Genomic DNA, 20,518 nt, shown 5'->3' on the forward strand with positions numbered 1-20,518 from the left:
GGGACCGGACAAGAGCATGGCTAGCCGCAAGGCCGCACCAATAAAGGCTGATTGGCGCACCGTTTTCCGCCAAAGCATCGCGCGTTCGCTCGTGATCGCCGCATCGGTGGCGCTCGGCCTCTTCACACTATTCCTCGCGCTCGCGCTGGTCACATATGACAGCACCGATGCGGCGCTGAACACGGCCGCCCACGGCACCGCCGCCAACTGGATGGGCGGCGCGGGGGCGTGGTTCGCCGACCTGGGCCTGTCGATCGGCGGCGTCGGCGTCGCGCTGCTGCTACCGCTGCTCGCGATCATCGCCTGGCGTCTGTGGCTCGGCGAAGAGCAGCCTTATTGGCCGCGCCAACTCGCATACAGCTTCATCGGCATCCTGCTCGTCGGCCTTGGCGCCGAACTCTGGGCGCCCGCGACAAACGCGCCGATGCCAGCGGGCTGGGGCGGGATCATCGCGCTGCTGATCGGTGGCGCGATAACGCCCCTGTTCGCGCAGGCAGGCGAGCCCGCGGCGGCGCTGATCCGCTTTGCCACCATATTGCTGCTCATCGGGCTTGGATTGTGGCTCGCATGGCGGGCGCTGCGGCTGGAGAAGGGCTGGGCCTCGCGCTTCAAGCTGCCGGCGGCAGAGAGCAGCCGCGTCGTCGAGCCTGCGCGCGTGCCAACTGAAGAGGCGAAGACACCGAACCTTATGGAGCGTGTCGTACGCCCGCGTGCTGTCGCCGAACCGAGCGACCGCGCGCCGCCCGAAATCGCAGATCCTGCCGAGCGTAGTCTACCCTCGAAGCCCAAGGCAAAACCGCAGACAGAGCTGTTCACCAATTACCAGCTGCCGTCGATCGACCTGCTCGCGCCGCCGCCGCCGGGGCCGACGGGTCAGATCGACAAGGCGGGGCTGGAACGCAACGCGCGCCTGCTCGAATCGGTGCTCGAGGATTTCCAGGTCAAAGGCGTCGTCACCGCGGTCCGCCCCGGCCCGGTCGTCACCATGTACGAACTCGAACCCGCGCCGGGGACGAAGGCAAGCCGCGTGTCGAACCTGGCCGACGACATCGCGCGCAACATGTCGGCGCTGTCGGCGCGTATCGCCCCCATCCCAGGGCGCACCGTGATCGGCATCGAACTGCCCAACGCGCACCGCGAGTCGGTCGTGCTGCACGAAATCATCGGCAGCGCCTTGTTTCAGGACCAGACCGGCGCGCTGCCGATCATCCTCGGCAAGAATATCAGCGGCGACGCGGTGATCGCCGACCTCGCCCCAATGCCGCACCTGCTGATCGCGGGTACGACGGGTTCGGGTAAGTCGGTCGGTCTCAACGCGATGATTCTCTCGCTGCTCTATCGCCTTGGTCCCGACCAGGTGAAGATGATCATGATCGACCCCAAGATGCTGGAACTCAGCGTCTATGACGACATTCCGCATCTGCTTGCCCCCGTGGTGACCGAGCCCAAGAAGGCGATCCGCGCGCTCAAATGGGCGGTTGAGCAGATGGAGGACCGTTACCGGATGATGTCGTCGCTGTCGGTCCGCAACCTCGCGTCCTACAACGACAAGGTCCGCGGTGCGCTCGCCAAGGGCAAATCCCTGGGGCGCCGCGTCCAGACGGGTTACGACCCCGACACCGGCCAGCCGGTCTATGAGGAAGAGACGCTCGATTATGCGCCGCTGCCGCAGATCGTCGTCGTCGTCGACGAGCTCGCCGACCTGATGATGACTGCCGGCAAGGAAGTCGAATTCCTGATCCAGCGCCTCGCCCAGAAAGCACGCGCGGCGGGCATCCACCTGATCCTCGCGACGCAGCGCCCGTCGGTCGACGTCATCACGGGCGTGATCAAGGCAAACCTGCCGACGCGCATCAGCTTCAACGTTACGTCAAAGATCGACAGCCGCACGATCCTTGGCGAAGCCGGTGCCGAACAACTGCTCGGCAAGGGCGACATGCTCTATGTGCCCGGCGGCAAGCAGATCACGCGCATTCACGGCCCCTTCGTCTCCGACGATGAGGTCCGCGCCGTCGCCGATCACTGGAAAGGGCAGGGCCGCCCCGACTATATCGAGAGCGTCACCGAGGACCCCGAGGACGGCGGCTTCGCGATGGAGGGCGCGCCCGCGGGCGGCGACAGCGCCGAGGATCGGATGTACGCCAAGGCCTGCCAGATCGTCGTTGAAAGCCAAAAAGCGTCGACGAGCTGGCTCCAGCGTCAATTGCGCATCGGCTATAACAGCGCCGCGCGCCTGATCGAGCGGATGGAAGAAGAAGGGCTGGTCAGCCCGCCCAACCATGTCGGCCGCCGCGACGTGCTCACCGACCAATATGGCCAGCAAAGGTGAGGAACCTTCGCGCGCCTTGCGACTTGAACAACATCTGACGACAGGTTCAGCGCGGGTTCAATGCCCGGCTGCGATGACCGGCCACCATGTTTGAAAATGAGAGCCCGATGATCCTGAAGACGAATATGACCCGCCTTGCCGCCTGGACGCTTGCGCCTTTGGCAGCAGCCAGCCTCGCGATCGGCGTGCCCGCAATCGCCCAGTCGTCGAACGCGCTGGCATCGGTGCAGTCGCACCTGAAGTCGACGAGTTCGATGACCGCCAGTTTCGTGCAGACCGACCGCAACGGTCAGCGGCTGAACGGCCAGCTCACATTGAAGCGGCCGGGCAAGATCCGCTTCCAGTACCAAAAGGGCGTGCCGCTGCTGATCGTTGGCGACGGCAGTTCGCTGACGATGATCGATTATGAAGTGCGGCAGGTGCAGCGTTGGCCGGTGAAAAATTCGCCGCTCGGCGCGCTGCTCGACCCCGACCGCGATCTTACCAAATATGCCAAGGTCCTGCCGACCGGCAACGACGATGTGCTGAGCGTCGAGGTCAAGGATCCCAAGCGCCCCGAATATGGCACCATAACCATGGTGTTCGTGCGCGACGGCGCTGCGCCCGGCGGGCTTCGCCTGCGTGGTTGGGTTGCGCTCGATTCGCAGAACAACCGCACGCGGATCGATCTCAGCAACCAGAAATTCAACGTTGCTGTCGCCGACTCGGCGTTCAAATGGACCGACCCGCGTCCCAAGCAGCGCGGCCGCGCGGGCTGATACGGGACCCGTCTCAGCCGCCAAATCAGGGCGCCGAATTCGCGAAATGAATTCGGCGCCTTTTTTCCGGACCAACGGACGTCTCGTATCGACGAACTGCAGGAATGGCGCCGGAGCGTCGATTTTGTTCAGCTTGGCGACAGGGAACAGAGGCTATTTCATATCTCGAAGGCGCCAACACGGCCCCCGGATTTGGGTTTCCCCCTGTTGCCCCACCCGGACTGCCTGGCACCTTCATTCAAGAGCGTGACGAACGCTGACCTTGAACCCCCGTTCCACCGCCCCTGGGACGGGGGTTTAATTTGTCCGGCGTCGGTTTCTGCCGCTGACGCGGCGGGCGCACCAGCCCGCTCCCCCACCCGGCCTCCCATTTCAGGATACGCTGTTGGGACGCTGGGTGGGGGAGCGGGCTGGTACCGCAATCACATTGCGAACAGCGTCACGCGCCGATAGAGCCACCGCATGACTCGCACCAGCATCGCTTCGTGGAACATCAACAGCGTTCGCGCCCGCATCGGCATCGTCGAAAAATTCCTGCGCGAAGAAGCTCCCGATATTCTGTGCTTGCAGGAAACCAAGGTCGAATGTGGTCTGTTCCCGCCCGAGATGTTCAGGCGGCTCGGATATGATCATATCGTCACGCACGGCCAACGCATGCATCATGGCGTGGCCATCGTAAGCAAAGTTCCGCTGTCAGACGTGCGCAAATATGACTGGCAGGCAAATGGCGAAGCACGCCACGTCGGTGTAACGCTGCCATCGGGCGTGCGGCTCGACAATGTCTATATTCCCGCGGGCGGCGATATTCCCGACCGCGAACTCAATCCCAAGTTCGGCCAGAAGCTCGATTTCTTCGGCCGCATGACCGAATGGTCGGGTGCGCTGGCCGATACGCCGACGGTGCTGACGGGCGACTTCAATGTCGCTCCGCTCGAAAGCGATGTGTGGAACCACAAGGCGCTGCTCGACGTCGTCAGCCACACGCCGATCGAGGTCGAAACGCTCGCGCGGCTTCAGGCGGCGTCGAATTGGGTCGACCTTGGGCGTCACTTCGTACCGGCGCCGGAACGGCTCTACACTTGGTGGAGCTACCGCGCGAAGGACTGGGAAGCGTCGAACCGTGGCCGCCGGCTCGACCATATGTGGGTCACGCCCGACCTGATGCCCAAGGCGATATCGCACCGGATCGTCCAGCCCGCGCGCAGTTGGGAACGGCCGTCGGACCACATCCCGCTGATCACCGAGTTCGACTTTTGAGCCATGCCGTCGACCCTGTGGGCGCTCGGAACGCCGCGCGCGCGATCGATGCGCTGCGGCGCGGCTGGCCCTTTCGTCTGATCGGCCCCGATGGCGCGCTCGACCTGATGGCCGTCGAAAGCGCGCGCGACGCCGCGCTGGCCGAATTCGGCAGCCACGACATATTGTTGTCGGGCGAGCGAGCGGTGACGCTCAAGCTCACGAACCAGCGTGTCGCAGCTACGCCGGGTCCAGTGCGCCTCGCGAATGCCGCCCCCGTGGTGGCCGCGGCGCTCGCGATCGCCGATCCCGCGCTCGATCTTGCCAATCCGCTCAAGGGCCCTTTTCATAGCATTGCTACCGGCGGCGACGCGGCTGCGGCCACAGCGATGGCCATGGCCCGCCACGCCGGCCTACTCCCCGCCTTCTTCGTGCGCGAAGCAGCAGGCGCCGCCGAAACCATGTGCAGCATCGAAGATGTTGTCGCCCTGCTCGATCCCGTCCGCCTTGAAATCGCGGCGCGCGCAAAGCTGCCGGTAGAAGCCAGCGAGACCGCAGAGATCGTTGCATTCCGCTCGCCCGAAGAAGCCTCGGACCATGTCGCGCTCGTCATCGGCAAGCGCGACGGCAATCCGCCCGTCGTGCGTTTGCACAGCGAATGCCTGACCGGCGACGTACTCGGCAGCCTCAAATGCGATTGCGGACCGCAGCTCCATGCCGCGCTCCACGCGATGGCCGACGCTCCGTGGGGCGTATTGCTTTACCTCAGACAGGAGGGGCGCGGGATCGGCCTCGTCAACAAGCTGCGCGCCTATGCGCTGCAGGATCAGGGTTATGATACGGTCGATGCCAATCTGCGGCTCGGCTTCCCGGTCGAAGCGCGCGACTTCGCGATCGCCGGGCGGATGCTCGAACTGCTCAACATCCCGCGCATCCGGCTGATGACGAATAATCCTGAAAAGGTTGCGCGGCTGGAGAAGGAGGGCGTCGAAGTCGTCGAGCGCATCCCGCTCGCACTACCGACGAATAAATATAACGAGCAATATCTCGCGACGAAGCGCGATCGCACGGGACACCAGCTCTAAACGAAAAAGGCGCCGGACGATGCCGGCGCCCTCATCAAATCAATGCACGAAGCGCGCGACCACGTCGCGATAGCTTCGGCTGACCTTCACCTGCGCGCCCGAACCCAGCACGAGGAAGCATTCGCCGTTGGTGTGCGGCTTGACCTGCTTGACCTGTGACAGATTGACGATCGTCGAACGATGAACGCGCTGGAAGTTGCGCGGGTCGAGCCGCTTTTCCAGATCCTTCATCGTCTCGCGCAGGATCAGGCTGTTGTCGGCCGTATAGATGCACATATAATCGCCCGCGGCGTCGATGCGTTCGATGCTGTCGACGTCGACGCGGAAGATCTGGCCGCGATCCTTGATGTTGATCATCTTCTCGTAGCGATCGGCAGCGTGCGCGTCGGGCGCGACCTCAGCGTCATAATCCTCGACAGCTTCGGGCGCGACTTCGGCCAGCACGGTCTTGAGCCGTTCGACCTCGGCCACACCGCGCTTTTCGGCGAGGCGTTGACGGACCCGATCGAGCGCATCGGCCAGCCGCTCGGGCTCGACCGGTTTCACCAGATAATCGACGGCCTGCGCCTCGAAGGCGCGGATCGCATGGTCCGAATAGGCGGTGACGAACACCACCAGCGGCGGCTCGACCTCCATCAATCCCTGAATCACCGAAAACCCGTCAAAGCCTGGCATCTGGATGTCCAGGAAAACGAGGTCAGGCTTGTGAGTCTTGATCTTTCGGATGGCTTCGCGGCCATTTTGTGCGGTGTCGACGATTTCGACGTCCGTATGCGGTTCCAGCCGCAACTGCAGGCCCTGAGTGGCCAATTTTTCATCATCCACAAGGATGGTTCTGATCGTCATGTTCTCTCGGTTCCAATCGTCATTTGCCCATCGGGCTGGAACGGAAACTCGATAACCACCGTGAATCCACCCTCAGCGCCCACATGGACATCGAACCGGTGCTGGTCGCCAAAAGCCTGCGCCAACCGGTCCCTGATATTGGCTAAACCCACACCGGTCGATTCCGTTGCAAAGCCAGTGGTGGGGTCGGTCGTTTCGGCTGACAATCCCGCGCCGGTGTCGGACACGGTGATGCGAACATTTTGACCGGCCAGTTGTGCAGAAAGCGTGATATCGGCGCCTTCTTCCTGCGGCGTCACCGCATATTTGATCGCATTTTCGATCAGCGGCTGGAGCAGAAGCGAGGGCAGGCGCGCACGCGAAACCGCAGGATCGATCGCAAAATGGGGCCGCAATCGTTCCTCGAAGCGCATTTTTTCGATGTCGAGATAGAGTTTCAGCGTCTCAATCTCTTGCGCCAGCGTCACCTGCGCGGTCGGCTCGTTCGCGAGTGTGTAACGGAGGAACGCCGAAAGGCGCGACAGCATCGCGTTCGCGGGTTCGGCCTGTTTCAGCAGCACGAGCGTCGAAATGCTGTTCAGCGTGTTGAAGAGGAAGTGCGGGTTGAGCTGGTAGCGCAGCATCGCAAGCTGCGCCGAGGCCGCCTGCGCCTCGAGCCGCAGAACGCGGTCATTCTGTTCCTCTAGCTGGAGGAAATAGTTGATGGCGAAATAGAGCGCCGACCAGGCTGCGAGCGAGGTGGCATCAATATACATGGCGCCGAGCAACAGGCTGGTGAACCCCGCCTCGCTCGCCGGGTTCTGAATCTGCGCCACCCATGCATCGATAAAGGCCCAGAGCGCAGTCGCGACCCCCGCCAGTCCGAAACTGACGCCCCACATCAAAAGCGGGCGGCGACTGATCAGCGCGCGATAACAGGCCGACAGGATCAGCGTCAGCGAGAAACCGGTAATCGCAGAAATCGTCTGCGGGATGAGGAAGGTGAATGCCTGGCCGTTGGCGAGCCCAGACACCCCGCGCAGACCGAGCCAGGCAGCCCAGCCCAATATCTGCAGGTTCCAGAAAGCCCGGACCTTGTTGTCAAAGAAGGGGCCCGGCGAGGACAGTCGGAAGAGCGGCATGGGCGTCTGTACGATGGCGATGGTCAGTCGCCGCGCGGGCGATATCGGAAACCAGTGCGGCCGATCATTCGGCGGCGACCGGCGGCGCCATCGCACCCTCGCCGCGCACGCGCGCCTGACCAAGCGGCTGCAGTTCGGCGCGATGCTTCCACAGCAATTCCTTATAGCCGATCACGCGGCCATCGTGCGCAGTGAGCGTGACGGGACCGATCGGCTGCTCGTCACGCGCATCGACAAGCACCGGGGTAGAGGGCACGCCCGCACCCCATTTTTCGCCCCATTGGCGCAGCGCAATCATCGCCGGCAGCAATTCGATACCCTTTTCGGTGAGCTGGTACCTGACCTTGCGCCGGTCTTCGGCCATGACTTCGCGGGCCATGATTCCATGATCGACCAGACGTGACAGCCGGTTCGACAATATGTTGCGCGCGATGTTCAGTTCCTGTTGGAACTCTTCGAAATGATGAACGCCGTTAAAGGCCGCGCGCAGGATCATGAACGACCATCGCTCGCCCATCGCTTCCAGCGCCAGCGGCAGGGCGCAATTGCCCCCATCCATGTCGTTCAGCAGTTCGCGTAATTTTCCCATAACCGATGCCCTAACGTAAAATCGCCCCGTGCGCCAAAAAAATATAGGGCCTCCGTTGCATTTCGCAACTCAAAGTCTAGGGAGCGCTTCGTAACCTTTCGGTTGCGCAAAAACAGGAGGTCAAGATGCCCAAATTAAAGCTTTCTCCCCTCACCCGATCCTTCACGCTGACGAGCTCCGTACTGATCGGTGGCCTCGCATTCATATCATCGGCCGCGACCGCCGCCGGCGGCGCCTATTATCGCGCCGAACTTGCCAGCCCTGCGCCCGAGGCACGCTTCGTTGCGCGCGACGTCGTGTGGGCTTGCACGGATGCCGGCTGCGTAGCGAGTCAGGGGACCAGCCGTCCGCTGATCATGTGCTCGGCACTGGCCAAAAAGGCGGGTCCGGTGACGAGCTTTGCCGCCGGTGGAAAGGCACTCGAAGCCGACGACCTCGCGCGCTGCAACGCCGCGAAATAATCTGGCCACAAGCCTTTGAAAGCCGCCGCGCTTCATCCGCTTTTGCAGGCGGGGGCGCGGCGGCTTTTCTACATCTTCGCCGGCACCGCGAACGATGCTTCCAACCGACTTTATCAAAGTTGCTGATCTCAAGCAGTTACGCGCAAGCAAATTTCGCATTGCAATATTGCCTGCATGAACGACATTGGACGCGATGCTGAGGCAATATGAACTTGTCGAGCGCGTACGCGCTTATGATCCCGACGTCGACGAGGCGCTGCTGAACCGCGCCTATGTGTTTACCGTCCAGAAGCACGGGAGCCAGAAACGCGCCTCGGGCGACCCCTATTTCAGCCACCCGGTCGAGGTCGCCGGGATTTTGACCGATCTCCACCTCGACAGCGAAACAATCGTTACCGCACTCCTCCATGACACGCTCGAGGACACGCTCACGACGCCGGAGGAGATAGAACGCCTGTTCGGCGCCGACGTCGGTCGGCTGGTCGACGGCGTCACCAAGCTGTCGAAGATCGAGGCGCAGACCGAAAACGAACGCGCGGCGGAAAATCTGCGCAAATTCCTGCTCGCGATGTCGGACGATATTCGCGTGTTGCTGGTCAAGCTGGCGGACCGGCTGCACAATATGCGGACGCTGCATTTCATCAAGAATCCCGAGAAGCGCCGCCGCATCGCCAAGGAGACGATGGATATCTATGCCCCGCTCGCCGAGCGGATCGGCATGTATGAATATATGCGCGAGATGCAGCTTCTCGCGTTCAGCGAGCTGGAACCCGAAGCCTATTCGACGATCACCGGCCGCCTCGCCAAGCTGAGCGCGGGCGGCAAGGACAAGGTCGCGGGGATCAGCCGCGAATTCAAGGAACTGCTCGCCAAGAACGGTATCGAGGCCGACGTGTCGGGGCGCGAGAAGCATCCCTATTCGATCTGGCGCAAGATGCAGGAGCGCCATGTCAGCTTCGAACAGGTGACCGACATCATAGCGTTCCGGATCATCACACCGACCGATGCCGATTGCTATGCGGCGCTCGGTCTCCTCCATCGCAAATGGAAAATGGTTCCCGGGCGCTTCAAGGACTATATCTCGACGCCCAAGCGCAACGGTTACAAATCGCTGCACACGACAATCATGCACCAGCAGAATATGCGGATCGAGATCCAGATCCGCAGCCTCGGCATGCATCAACAGTCCGAATTCGGGCTCGCCGCGCACTGGGCATATAAGCAGGGCGGTTCGGTACCTGACGGGCAGGCGGGATGGATTCGCGACCTCATCGAAATCCTCGAACAGACGCACGACCCCGAAGAGTTTCTCGAAAACACGCGCATCGCGATGTACCAGGATCGCATCTTCGCCTTCACACCGAAGGGGAGCCTGCACCAATTGCCGAAGGGCGCCACTCCGGTCGATTTTGCCTATGCCGTCCATACGGGGCTTGGCGATCGCACCGTCGGGGCCAAGGTCAACGGACGACTGGTGCCGCTGCGTACCCAGCTTGCGAACGGCGATACGGTCGAAATCCTGTCGTCCGACAAGCAGACGCCGCAGCCCGCCTGGCTGGGCTTTGCCGTCACGGGCAAGGCGCGCGCCGCGATTCGCCGCCATGTCCGGTCGAAGGAAAAGGTCGAACTCGCGGCTCTCGGCCGCAAGATGTACGACGAGATCGCCCTGCGCCTACCGAACAAGGTCGGCGACAAGGCACGGATCGCCGCGCGCGAGCGGTTAAAACTCGACGACGATACCGCGCTCTATGTCGCGATCGCGAAGCAGCGCATCACCGACAATGCGCTGCTCGAAGCGCTGGTCCCCGGCATCACCGCCGAGATGAAGACCAAGCCGGGCAAGCTCGTGCAGGGCGCGGCCGTATCGATTGCGGGGCTGACCCCGGGCGTCGCCTATCAACTCGCCGATTGCTGCCATCCCGTTCCAGGTGACCGTATCGTCGGCCTGTCGCGGCCGGGCGAAGGGATCGAGGTGCATGTCATCGACTGCCCGAAGCTCGCCGACGGCATCGACGCGGACTGGATCGATCTGCGCTGGCAGGAAGACAGCGAGGGCGGCAATGCGCGGCTGTGCATCGTGATCCTGAACGAGCCGGGGACGCTGGCCGAAATGTCAGGGATACTCGCGGCCAATTCGGCGAATATCACCAATTTGCGGCTGTCGAACCGCGAGGGCGGCTTTCACACCTATGACGTCGTCGTCGAGGTGCGCGACGTTCAGCATGTTATGCGGATATTGTCGGCGCTGCGCGCGTCGGACACGGTAGTGCAGGCGGAGCGGCAATAACCTCTAGTTCGCGTAGAGCAACGGCGGTCGCCAGGAATTCTGGTCGACTTCGTCGCGGACCTTGTAGACGATCCCGCGGCTGTTGAGGAACAGCTTCTCCATTTCGGGCCGCGTGAAGGGGCGTGAGCCGAGGCGGCCGAACACCGCCATCTGCCCGCCGGTCTCGTCAACCGCGCGGTCGCGGTCGAGGCCCTTCGACAGCGCCAGCGCCGGCGACGGGGTCTTCGCCCATGCGATCAGCTCGGGTGTCGGTTTGGGTGAGAAGCCATAGAGGCCGGGATTGTCGGGGCTGGTGAGCTGCAGCACCTTGATGCCGTTCCGCCCGTCGGCGACATAGCCGAACAGCGACGCATTGGTCGATGCGACGATCACATCCTCGGCATCGGTCAGCGCGCCGCCAAAGGTCAAGCCCGGCCAGACGACCGGCGCCGCGGGGCGCGTGACGTCGACGATGACGAGCCCGTCCTGCTTCGCCGCGACATACATATAGGTGCGCGCGAGATAGATTTTGCGCGCATTCGCAAGGCGTATCGTGCCCGCGGGCACCGCGACGGGCTGTGCCAGATTGGTGACGTCGAACAGCTTCACCCCCTCGGCGTCGGTGACCCAGAGATAGCGGAACTGCACCGCGCTCGCGCGCGCGTCGGTCAGCGGCAATTGCGCGGTGACCTTCGGCTGGAGCGGCGTCGACAGGTCGAGCACGACGAGCCCGGCGTCGGTGGTGATATAGGCCATGCTGCCCGCCAGCGTCACATGCCGCGCGCCGGCGAGCACATTGCCCTCGTTCCAGGTCAGCGCGCGCTTGAACTTGTTGTTGCGGAACTCGGCGTCGGCGAGCGTGTCGATGTCGACGAGCACGAGCCCTTCGATGCTGTCGGTGATGACGGCATAGCGATAGATGTCGTGCATCACCTGTTCGTGGTTCTCGGGGAAATTCTTCACGATATTCTCGTTGCGCGAGACGCTGATCGGCTGCGTCGTCGCAATCGCCATGCACGTCGCATTCTTCGTCTTCACATGCGTATTCTGGCCGAGCGGCGAGAAGGGCGCGCGGATGATGCGTTCGGAGAAGCCCTTGTTGCCGATCGACGCAATGTCATAGACGCGGAACCCGCCCCTGCCTTCCGCTACGAACATATATTCGCCGCGCTGCTGCAGGCAGTTCACCCGGCCGCTCGTGCCCTGAACGATATTGGCGAATTCCTCGAGCGCGTGTGTTTCGCCCGAACCATCCTTGTCGAACGTCTTGCCGCGCACCCAGTTTTTGAGCTCGCGTCCATTCTGTTCGACGTGCAGCTTCCAATAATCGGGATAGGCATATTTCTGGAGATAGGAGCCGATCACCGCCTGCGGCTCGTCCCATTCGGTGACGCGCGTGGCCTGGAAACCGCCTTCCATCCCCGACCACACGTTGAGCCCGACGAAGTTGACGAAATTGGTGCCGAGCAAATTGAGCTGCGCCATGATCGCATTATTGTCGTCGGCCGCCGACAAATGGCAGTCGGAGCATTGCTTCGTTTCCGAACGCCGCACCGTATGCGGGAAGTGCGGCGCGAATGCCTGGCTGGAATAGCCCGCCGACGAGATCGGCGGCTGCTGGATATAGATGCGTTCGCGGTTGATGTTCGTCGATGACAGGACGAGCGCCGAGGTCGACCGCACCGGGGTGATGATACCGCGCGCTTCGCCGTTCGGGCCGGGCTCGCCGGGCTTGGTCAGCTGATGGCGGCCGAGCTGGAACATTTCATCACGCGCCACCTGCGGGTTGTAAGTCGCGAAATTGCGCGTCTCCTCGCCCTCGAAATGGTGCATCTTGGTTTTCCAGTTCGCCTCGATGGGCAAATGGCAACCGCCGCAACTCGTCGTCCATGACAGGTGGCAGGTGAAGCAGGTCATCTTATCTTCGCCGTGCGCGCGATCTTCCTTCGCGACCCCCGGACCCCATTCGAACTTGCCGTCGTCGGCCCCCGCGCGTGCCATCAATTTGGCGCGCGCCGCCTTGGCGTTGAAATGTGGCCCCGGCGTCACCGCCTGCTTGACGAGGCTGACCTGCCATTCGAGCTTGGGATCGACGATCGATCGCTGGATCAGCCCGATCACCTCGGCATCGTCATTATATTGGAATTCGAAGCGGCGGCGCCCATCGGGGTTGCGCAGCAGCGCCAGATTATTTCCCTGCGGCCGCGCCGCGACGTTCGAGGTGAGCAGGTTCGGGAAAGCGTCGGCGGTGCCGTGGCAATCCTTGCAGCTGATCTCGACCGCATTCGCGACTTCGCCCTGGATATAGCCATTGCCATGGCTATCCTGCGCGAAGTGACAATCGGCGCACTGCATCCCCTTTTCGGCGTGGATGTCCATCATATGGACCGCCTTGCCGGGGTTCAGCCCCGGCGGAACGAACTTGCCCTCGACGCCGGGACGGCCCGGGTCGGCGCTCGACAGGCAGAGGTCGCGTTCCTTGGGATCGCTGTAATGGCTGCAGCTCTTGCGCCACTTTTCGGGGTCCTTCGGATCGATGATGTTCGCGGTGTCGGTGCCATAGGTCGACATATTGCCGTCGGCAGTCAGCAGATTTCCGTTGCGGTCGCGCTTGAAGATGCCGCGGAAGTTCCAGCCATGGCCGTGATAGTCGGCGAACTGCGTGTCCTTGTTGCTGTCGTTGACGTCATAGACGTCGCGCAGAAACTCGACATCGGCCCAAAGCCCGCGCGTCGCCGCGCCTTCGGGATTGCGTTCGAGCACCTTGTGGACTTCGGCCGCGGTCGGATAGCGCTGCTGCTTGTATTTCTTCTGATATTCCTCCTCGCTCATCCCCGGCGGGCGCGGCGCGGTGTTTTCCGGCCCCGGCCACATTTGCGGCGCGTCGGATTCATAGTCCCACATCGTGTAGCCGAGGTATGAGTTCAGGAAGATGTTCGGCTGGTGCATGTGGCAAGTCATGCACTGCGCGGTCGGGATCGCGCGCGTGAAAGTGTGGCTGATCGGATGGCCCGATTCCCGGCGTTGTTTCGGCGGTTGCTGTTGCGGCCCTGCGGCAGCCGCCACCGGATCGATCAGCGAACCATGTCCACCGTCGCTGCCATGGCCGTCGTTCGGCGCCATATGCGATGCGTCCGAATGGCCTCCGCCTGCGGGCTTTTTCTCGCCCCCATGGCCGTCATCATGGCCATCGCCGCCGGCCCGGAGCTTTTCGCGGATCGTTGGATCGACCGTGTCGGTCTCGCCGTCGCGGCCGAATTTGGCATAGGTCAGGCTGTGCCGCGGCTCGCGGTCGTTGGCATAGATGACGTGACAGCCCGAACAGCCCGAGTGGCGATAGTCGCCGGGCTGATCGTTCGTCCCCATGAACCACATCAAGGGATCGTTGAGGCGCGTCTTGTGGATGTTGAGGACGGGGATCGAGACGCGCAGGCCGGTGCCGGGTCCACGGTTCGACTGTTTGAGGTCGGGACGCCCCGGCTCCTCGAGCCGCTGGATGCTGCCGGTCGGGTTCGGCAGCCCGATTTCGGGGAATTGCGTGTTGATGTTGCGCCCGCCGCGTTCGAACACGCGGAAAACGTCGCCGGGCGGAATGACGCTCCAGCGCGGCAGTGGGTACATTTTCGCGAGCGCGCCGCGCTTCTTTTCTTCGTCGGTCAGTATCTTGTCGAACCCGAAGCTCGGCTTGCACGCTTCCTTATATTCCTCCGCGGTCAGCCGCGACGAAGGCGACAGGACGCACGCGGGGGCGCCGGTGCGGGTATAGGCCTCACCGAACACATAATTCTTATACGGCACGATGCCGTTGTTATACGCCGCCCCGCCCCACAGCATCGCGCCGGTCGACATCATCGACCGCTCGGTCGCCTCGATCACTTCGAGGTGGCACGAACCGCACGCCTCGCGCGCGACGCGATAGTCGCTGGGGTTCACGAAACGGATGAATTCGGGCGATTCCTTGTTGAGCAATGTATAGCTGCGCTCGGGGTTCGCCGAGCTGTCGTGCCACGCGCCGGGCAGGGTCGGCTGCGGATGCGCGAGCTTCATCACCGCCTTGTTCGTCGGATGCTGATAGCCGAGGCTGGGGGTGCCGCGCTGGGTCGCGTCGCCACCATGGCAGTCGGTGCAGCCAAGCCGGACGGCGGGGCTCGCGTGCATCGACGGTTGGTCGGTGCGCGTGTGGCAGCTGTAGCAGCCTTCCGATTTCTGGACGACCTCGGCTTCGCTCTGCTCGCGCGGCGCGGGCGGCGTGAAGCGATATTCAATCTTGAGCGGCTTTTCTTCCTCCGCGGCGCGGCCAACGCTCGCGCCAAAAGCGGCGCACATCGTCACGAAGGCGATCAGGGCGAAGAGTTTGCGCAGCATCATTTGCCCCCCATCCCGTTCGCATCGAGCGAAGTCGAGATGCCGTGAGAGCACGCGCTTCGGATGGGCGTCTCGACTTCGCTCGACGCAAACGGATGAGAGAAGAACAGCGCCATCAGAAACTCACGATCACATTGGCGAGGACGGAGACATAGGCGTCATTCTTTTTCTTGTTGTCGAACAGATCCTTGAACCCCTTGCCCGGCACCAGCACCGCGGCGCTGAGGCGACCGACGATATTCTGCGTCGCCTTGGGCCGCCAGATCGTCGCGACCGACAGGTCAAAGCCGATGTCCTTGGGGATCGATCCCTCGGTGCGCAGCGCCTGCAGCGACGACGTGTTTTCGAACCACAGATGGTTGAAATTGGTGCTCACGCGAAATTCGGGGGTCAGGTCGAAATCGGCGCCCGCGCCGATGAATACCGTGCCCGGATTGTTGAAGTTCGACTGCCCCTCTTCCTTCGATGAGCGCAGCGAGTTCAATATGCCGTTGCGCCCACTGATCGAAATGACGCGGCCGCCGCCCGCAAAGGGGATCGTCTGGCGGATCCAGTAGCTCGTATCGGCGCCGCCGAAGATCGGATTTTCGAAGATCGCGTCGAAACCGCCCTCGGTCTTGTTATACGGATTGCCGTCACCGGTCGCATAGAGCCCCGACAGGCGGAAGCGCATCCAGTCATGGTCGTAGCTGAGCTCGACCGCACCGAAGCCCGCACGGATTTCGGCGGGCTTGCTGGTGAAAAAGCTGTTCCGGTCCTCGCCGAGCGCGGCATAGAAGCTGGCGGTGACGTTGATCCGCCCGATCCGACCATCGGCGCTGTAACCCAGATAGGCGACGTCATATTCGCGCCCGCGCAAATCGCCGAGCAGCGCCGGGCGCACCGGAAAGCCATTATGGTCGATCTGAACGTCATTTTTTTCGCGGTTCATATTATAGGTCACGCTGACCTGGCTGGTCAGCCCGACGACCGGGAAATCTTGGCGATAGAGATTGGCGGTGAGGACGAAATCGCTGCGCGGTGACTGGGTGATATCGTTGAGGCCGCTGTTGGTGTCTTTTTCGAGCCGCCAGAAGGCCGCAAGATTATATTGGAAGCGATTGTTGTCGCGGTTGCCGAACAGGCGGATGCCGAGCTGGCTGTCGTTGAACAGAAAGCCGCGGAAATCGCTCTGGAACGGCTGGATGCCGAGGCGGATCGAATAAAAGTCGAAGCGGTCGGACGTGTTGCCGAGATGCTTGTCGACGAACAATTCCTGCACCCCAAGGAAACTGTCGTAACGATGGCTCGCCTTTGACGGGCGCACGTCGAGAACGCGCCGTTCGGGCACGTCGACATAATTGGCCTGATAGGCGAAGGTGGCGCGATATTCGATGTCGGGCGGCTTGAATGCCGTCGAACCCTTGATCAGCGCGGCCCCGACGATGAACGTCTGCGCAAAGACGAAGCTGCGATCCTTGCCGAACACGTCAAGGCTACCCGGTCGCTCGGTCGTCTGGACGCCGACGGGAATCGGAAAAGTGCGCGGTTCGAACACCGTGTCGGACACCGCATTGCCGACGAAGAACCAGTCGTCGCCCTTGATCGGCAGCCATTTGACCTTGCTGCGGTCGATCGCGCGGTCGCCCTTATAGGTGTTCTGATGATAGGGATCGAACCAGCGTTCCTTGACGACGCCCAGCGTTTCGATGAGGCGCCAGCGATCGGGAAGCGGCAGCTGATCCTCCATCCCCGGAAACGCCTGCGGCGGCGGCGGGCGCAATGCGCCGACATTGTCCTGCGTCAGCGCATCGGGCAGGTCCGGGCGATAGCCAGGACGGCGGCGGCCTTCGATGATGTCGGTGACAAGGTCGTCCTTGACCATCTCCTGCCAGTCGACGGGCGGCGGCGGCGGAGTCAGTTCTTCGGCCTGCTGTTCGGCCGGCGCTGCATCGCCCAGGACCGGCGGCCCCTCAGGCGTAGGAGGCGGCGGCAACGCCTCCGCTCCCGGCGCGCCCTGCGCCGCGAGTGTCGCGATGACCGGCCAAAGGCTGCCGCCCGTCATCATCGCCTATAGCCCGTCACAGACATTCTGGTTCGCCGTGTCGAGGAACGGCGCGAACGGGCAGCTGATATAGCGGAGGCGAACCCCGGCGCCGACATTGACCACGACGTTGTCCGACCGGATCGCCTTGGGCGCATTGCCGATGCCGCCGATGCGCGCACCGCCATTATGCGCGCCGAGGAAGCTGATCATATCATCCTGATCGATGCCGTCGCCCGACACGCCGATCGCGCCGACCAGTTGATTGCCGCGATAGATGGGGACCGATCCCGGAAAGATCTGGATGCCGTTTTGCAGCCGGTTCTGCCCCGCCGCGACATCGGGCAGGGTCGTGCAGCGCGCGGGGGTATCGGTCGGGCTGGCGCCCGACACAAAGCCCAGATGCGCGCCGAGATTGCCGATGATCAGCGCCGATTGCAGCCCGGTCGAGAAGGGATTGAACTGCGCGATCGGGCGCGACAGCGGCCCTTGCGGACGGCCGACCTCGCCATCGGGGAAATAGGGGCGCGCCAGATTGCCGACCGCGCGATCGGCATAAGCGACATTGCCGGTGAGCGCTACCGGACTGTTCAGGAAGGTCCGCGTCGCGGTGACGAACTGGCTGACGTCGGCGCTGGCATTGGCGCTGAGCTCGGCGCCTGCCTGTGCGTTCGAGAAGAAGGCCGCCGTGCGCGCCTTTTGCAGACTGACATCGGTGCCGAAGATCGGCGCGTCGGGCGAACGCACGATGCCCAGCACCGATCCGTGCGTGTCGACGATGCTGATCGTCACCTGCGCGCGGCTGTCGAGCGGGCGGCGGATCTGCGCGCGGGCGCGGCTCATCACCGCAAAGGCTTCCTCGAGCACCGCGCGCGCCTCGGCCTGCGTCAGCGGCGCGCTGTTCGTCGCGCCGTCGGTGCCCGCGCGCAGCGGATAGCGGTTGGTGCCGCTGCCGTCGGTGAGGACAAAGGCGTCGCGGTTCGAAAATTCGGCGGCGGTCGAGGCACGGATGCCCGAGGCTTCGCTGCCATAGGTGATCCCCGCGGTCACCGCGGCATTGGCATAGCCGATCACCGCAACCAGATTGCCTGCAACGCCGTTGAGGCTCGCAAAGCTGGCGCTGCCGCTGCTCATCACTCCGGCAAAGGTCGCGTCGGAGAAGCGCAGCGACGTGCCGTCGACGGTGATCTTGTCGGCGGTGATCGTGCTGGGCGCCTCGAACCCGCGGGTGCCTGCGAGCGCGATAAATTCTTCGGGATCATTGTCGATGTTGAGGATGTTGGAATCGCTGCCGTAAATCCCGTCGCCCATCACCCCGACGCCGCCGACGAGCACGCCATTTTTATAGAGCGGCAGTCCGCCCGGATCGGCAGCAAGGCCGAGCGGTGAGCGTTTCGGACCGATCAGCGCGGCGTTGCCCGCCGCCCCGAAGCGCGCCGACAGGTCGCTGCACGGGAGTTGACTGAACTGCACCCCGAACAAGGGTCCGCTTTCGAGGCCGACGGTCGTGGGAGCAGGCGGAAAATGTTCCTGGACGATCTGGCTCGCCGTGCGGGTCGAGAAGGCATTGCCGCCGCTCGACAGATAGGCGCCGGTCACGGCTTTCGCGATCGCGCCGCCCTCGGCGGGAAAGGTCACATTTTGCGCGTCGATATTCACGCCATTGGGAGCGGGCGCGGTCGTCGCGGTCGCGCGCGCTCCATTCATGCGAAACACGCCAAGCACATTGCCGACGCGATCGGTCACCGCAATCACCGACGGCAGTCCGCGCGCCTGTGCCTCGGAAATCGCCTGCGCGAGCACGCGTTCGACGTCGGCCGTCGTCAATGCTTCGGCGGCGGGCGGCGTGTAGACCGTCGTCGGCGTGGGCGTCGGGGTGGGTGTCGGCGTCGGGGTCGGCGTGCCGCCGCCGCCTCCTCCGCCACCGCCGCAGGAGGTGAGGAGAAGCGCGCCCATCGCAGCGACGGCGGCCGAACGGAAGAGATGGGTCTTGCTTTGCATGATCTTATCGCAGCGCCCGGATCGCGCTGACCGCGCTGCCAAATGACGCCTGAAATTCGGTCGGCTTATAGGCATTAGGGTCCTTCACCGCGGCATAGGCGCGGTCGATATCGCCGCGAATGCCCGCCGCCGCACCGACGGTGACACGCCCCGACGACACCATGGCGTTGAGCAAAGTATCGACGCCCATCACCGCCTGCTGCGACCCCGAATAATCGGTGTATCGATCGTTGATCGCCTTCGCCGAAATCGCATCGACCATCGCAAAGGCGTCGGCGCCCGAGAAGCTCCGCGACGCAAAGGCGCTTTTGAGCGAAGCGACCGTCTGCGACAGCTGCGCCGCCGCCGCGACCGCGCTGGCCCGGTCGGTCGCCATCGCCTTGTGGAACGCCGCGGTGCGCACCGCGAGTTGATCGGCAAGCGCCGGCGCCGCGAGCCGCGCCGCGGCGGCGAGCATGATCAGATTCTCGTCATTATAGGGCGGCATCCCTTCGGGGATCGAGCGCCCGGGGTTGTTCACGCTGGTCTTGACCGGCTTCGCCTGATCGAAAATGCGGCGGTGGCAGCTATGGCAATCGAGGAAGTAGAATTCGGGGAACATCCCCTCGGTCCCGCGCTTCGTCTGGAACAGCGCCAGGCTGCGTTCGAGCGCGGTTGCCTGTCCGACCGCCCACATCTGGACATGATCGGTGCGCCGGTTCGCTGCCCCGAATTTGCGCCAGCCATAATCCGCATCTTCCTGATGATGCGCCTGGAGCGACGAGAAAAGATCGAGTTCGAACGCGATGCGCGGATGCCCAGCCGCCATGATGCGGTGGGTGACGAACTGGCCGTCCGCGGCCGAACCGAAGTGGCAATCAACGCAGACGCCTGCGCGCACGACCGGGTCCTCGAGCTTCTTCAAACCAGCCGACAGGTTCGCAAGATGCTTGTCGCGCATTTCGCGGTCGGGATCGGCGTTGGTTCCGACCCCCGCATAATGGCTGGCGAGCCATCCGCCCGCCGGGCCATGGCAGGATTCGCACCCGACGCCATCCTCGGCCGGGACGGCGCGCGCGACGCCCGCCGTGCTGTGGCAACCGAGGCACATTTGCGCCTTCGCCGGGTCGCCGATGCCGAGGTTGCGCGCAATGAACTGGCTACGATTATTGCTCAGCACCGCCCAAGCGCGGCTGTGCGCGCCACCGGCGGTCGAGGGTTCCTGCCATTTCATCAGCTCGTCCTGGCGAACGACGGTGCCGTCGCCTTCCATCCGGCCGTGACAGGTCGAGCCCGCGCAGGAGGCAACGCCGGTATAGCGCGCACCGCTTTCGCCCTGCGATTGCGCGGGGGGTGCGAACACGAACGCCGCGATGGCGAGCAACATCAAGCCCAAGGCGGCAAAAGCCGCCCAAGCCCGATCGCCGCGCTCCTTCCCAGCGTGCGTGGTCATCGCAGT

The 20,518-nt window shown here is 63.5% G+C and carries 13 protein-coding genes; 6 read left to right on the top strand and 7 right to left on the bottom strand.

All coding sequences use genetic code 11. From position 1 onward, the window contains the following. Positions 1-16 precede the first annotated feature (16 nt). From KEC45_RS17295 to ribA, 4 genes are all read left to right on the top strand, one after another. On the top strand, positions 17-2,329 hold the full coding sequence (locus tag KEC45_RS17295) for a DNA translocase FtsK (RefSeq protein ID WP_062176013.1): 2,313 nt from the start codon (positions 17-19) through the stop codon (positions 2,327-2,329). A 125-nt stretch (positions 2,330-2,454) separates the two neighbouring features. Then, a complete protein-coding gene (locus KEC45_RS17300) occupies positions 2,455-3,087 on the top strand; it encodes an outer membrane lipoprotein carrier protein LolA (RefSeq protein ID WP_062183235.1) in 633 nt (210 codons plus the stop codon). Positions 3,088-3,549: 462 nt separating this feature from the next. Beyond that, on the top strand, positions 3,550-4,344 hold the full coding sequence (locus KEC45_RS17305; protein ID WP_062176011.1) for an exodeoxyribonuclease III: 795 nt from the start codon (positions 3,550-3,552) through the stop codon (positions 4,342-4,344). A 17-nt stretch (positions 4,345-4,361) separates the two neighbouring features. After that, positions 4,362-5,408 carry a GTP cyclohydrolase II gene (gene ribA / locus KEC45_RS17310; protein WP_062176007.1) on the top strand — a complete coding sequence of 349 codons (1,047 nt, stop codon included), beginning with the start codon at positions 4,362-4,364 and terminating at the stop codon, positions 5,406-5,408. 39 nt (positions 5,409-5,447) lie between these two features. On the opposite strand, the gene KEC45_RS17315 is transcribed toward ribA, so the two are convergent. The 3 genes from KEC45_RS17315 to KEC45_RS17325 all read right to left on the bottom strand — a co-directional run bounded on the left by KEC45_RS17315 (position 5,448) and on the right by KEC45_RS17325 (position 7,964). After that, positions 5,448-6,254: a LytTR family DNA-binding domain-containing protein gene (locus KEC45_RS17315; RefSeq protein WP_062176005.1), complete on the bottom strand. Its 807-nt coding sequence runs from the start codon at positions 6,252-6,254 to the stop codon at positions 5,448-5,450. Beyond that, a complete protein-coding gene (locus KEC45_RS17320) occupies positions 6,251-7,375 on the bottom strand; it encodes a sensor histidine kinase (RefSeq protein WP_062183233.1) in 1,125 nt (374 codons plus the stop codon). The genes KEC45_RS17315 and KEC45_RS17320 overlap by 4 nt, the downstream gene beginning before the upstream one ends. A 64-nt stretch (positions 7,376-7,439) precedes the next feature. Continuing rightward, positions 7,440-7,964: a helix-turn-helix domain-containing protein gene (locus KEC45_RS17325; protein WP_062176002.1), complete on the bottom strand. Its 525-nt coding sequence runs from the start codon at positions 7,962-7,964 to the stop codon at positions 7,440-7,442. Between the two features lie 125 nt (positions 7,965-8,089). Between KEC45_RS17325 and KEC45_RS17330 the strand changes: the two genes are divergently transcribed. Then, the gene (locus tag KEC45_RS17330; protein ID WP_252171183.1) at positions 8,090-8,425 is read left to right on the top strand and encodes a hypothetical protein; all 336 of its coding nucleotides are present in this window, start codon (positions 8,090-8,092) and stop codon (positions 8,423-8,425) included. Positions 8,426-8,618: 193 nt separating this feature from the next. Further along, positions 8,619-10,712: a bifunctional (p)ppGpp synthetase/guanosine-3',5'-bis(diphosphate) 3'-pyrophosphohydrolase gene (locus tag KEC45_RS17335; protein WP_062183230.1), complete on the top strand. Its 2,094-nt coding sequence runs from the start codon at positions 8,619-8,621 to the stop codon at positions 10,710-10,712. Between the two features lie 3 nt (positions 10,713-10,715). On the opposite strand, the gene KEC45_RS17340 is transcribed toward KEC45_RS17335, so the two are convergent. The 4 genes from KEC45_RS17340 to KEC45_RS17355 form a co-directional block, all read right to left on the bottom strand. Further along, complete coding sequence (locus tag KEC45_RS17340) at positions 10,716-15,056, bottom strand: hypothetical protein (protein WP_238586513.1); 4,341 nt, start codon at positions 15,054-15,056, stop codon at positions 10,716-10,718. A gap of 115 nt (positions 15,057-15,171) precedes the next feature. Then, positions 15,172-17,103, bottom strand: a complete 1,932-nt coding sequence (locus KEC45_RS17345) for a hypothetical protein (protein ID WP_238586512.1) — start codon at positions 17,101-17,103, stop codon at positions 15,172-15,174. A 3-nt stretch (positions 17,104-17,106) separates the two neighbouring features. Beyond that, a complete protein-coding gene (locus KEC45_RS17350; RefSeq protein ID WP_062175996.1) occupies positions 17,107-19,080 on the bottom strand; it encodes a heme-binding protein in 1,974 nt (657 codons plus the stop codon). 4 nt (positions 19,081-19,084) lie between these two features. Further along, positions 19,085-20,512 carry a multiheme c-type cytochrome gene (locus KEC45_RS17355; RefSeq protein WP_062175993.1) on the bottom strand — a complete coding sequence of 476 codons (1,428 nt, stop codon included), beginning with the start codon at positions 20,510-20,512 and terminating at the stop codon, positions 19,085-19,087. Between the last annotated feature and the right edge of the window lie 6 nt (positions 20,513-20,518).

Origin of the sequence: Sphingopyxis sp. USTB-05 (assembly GCF_023822045.1) — a bacterium.
Lineage (GTDB): Bacteria > Pseudomonadota > Alphaproteobacteria > Sphingomonadales > Sphingomonadaceae > Sphingopyxis.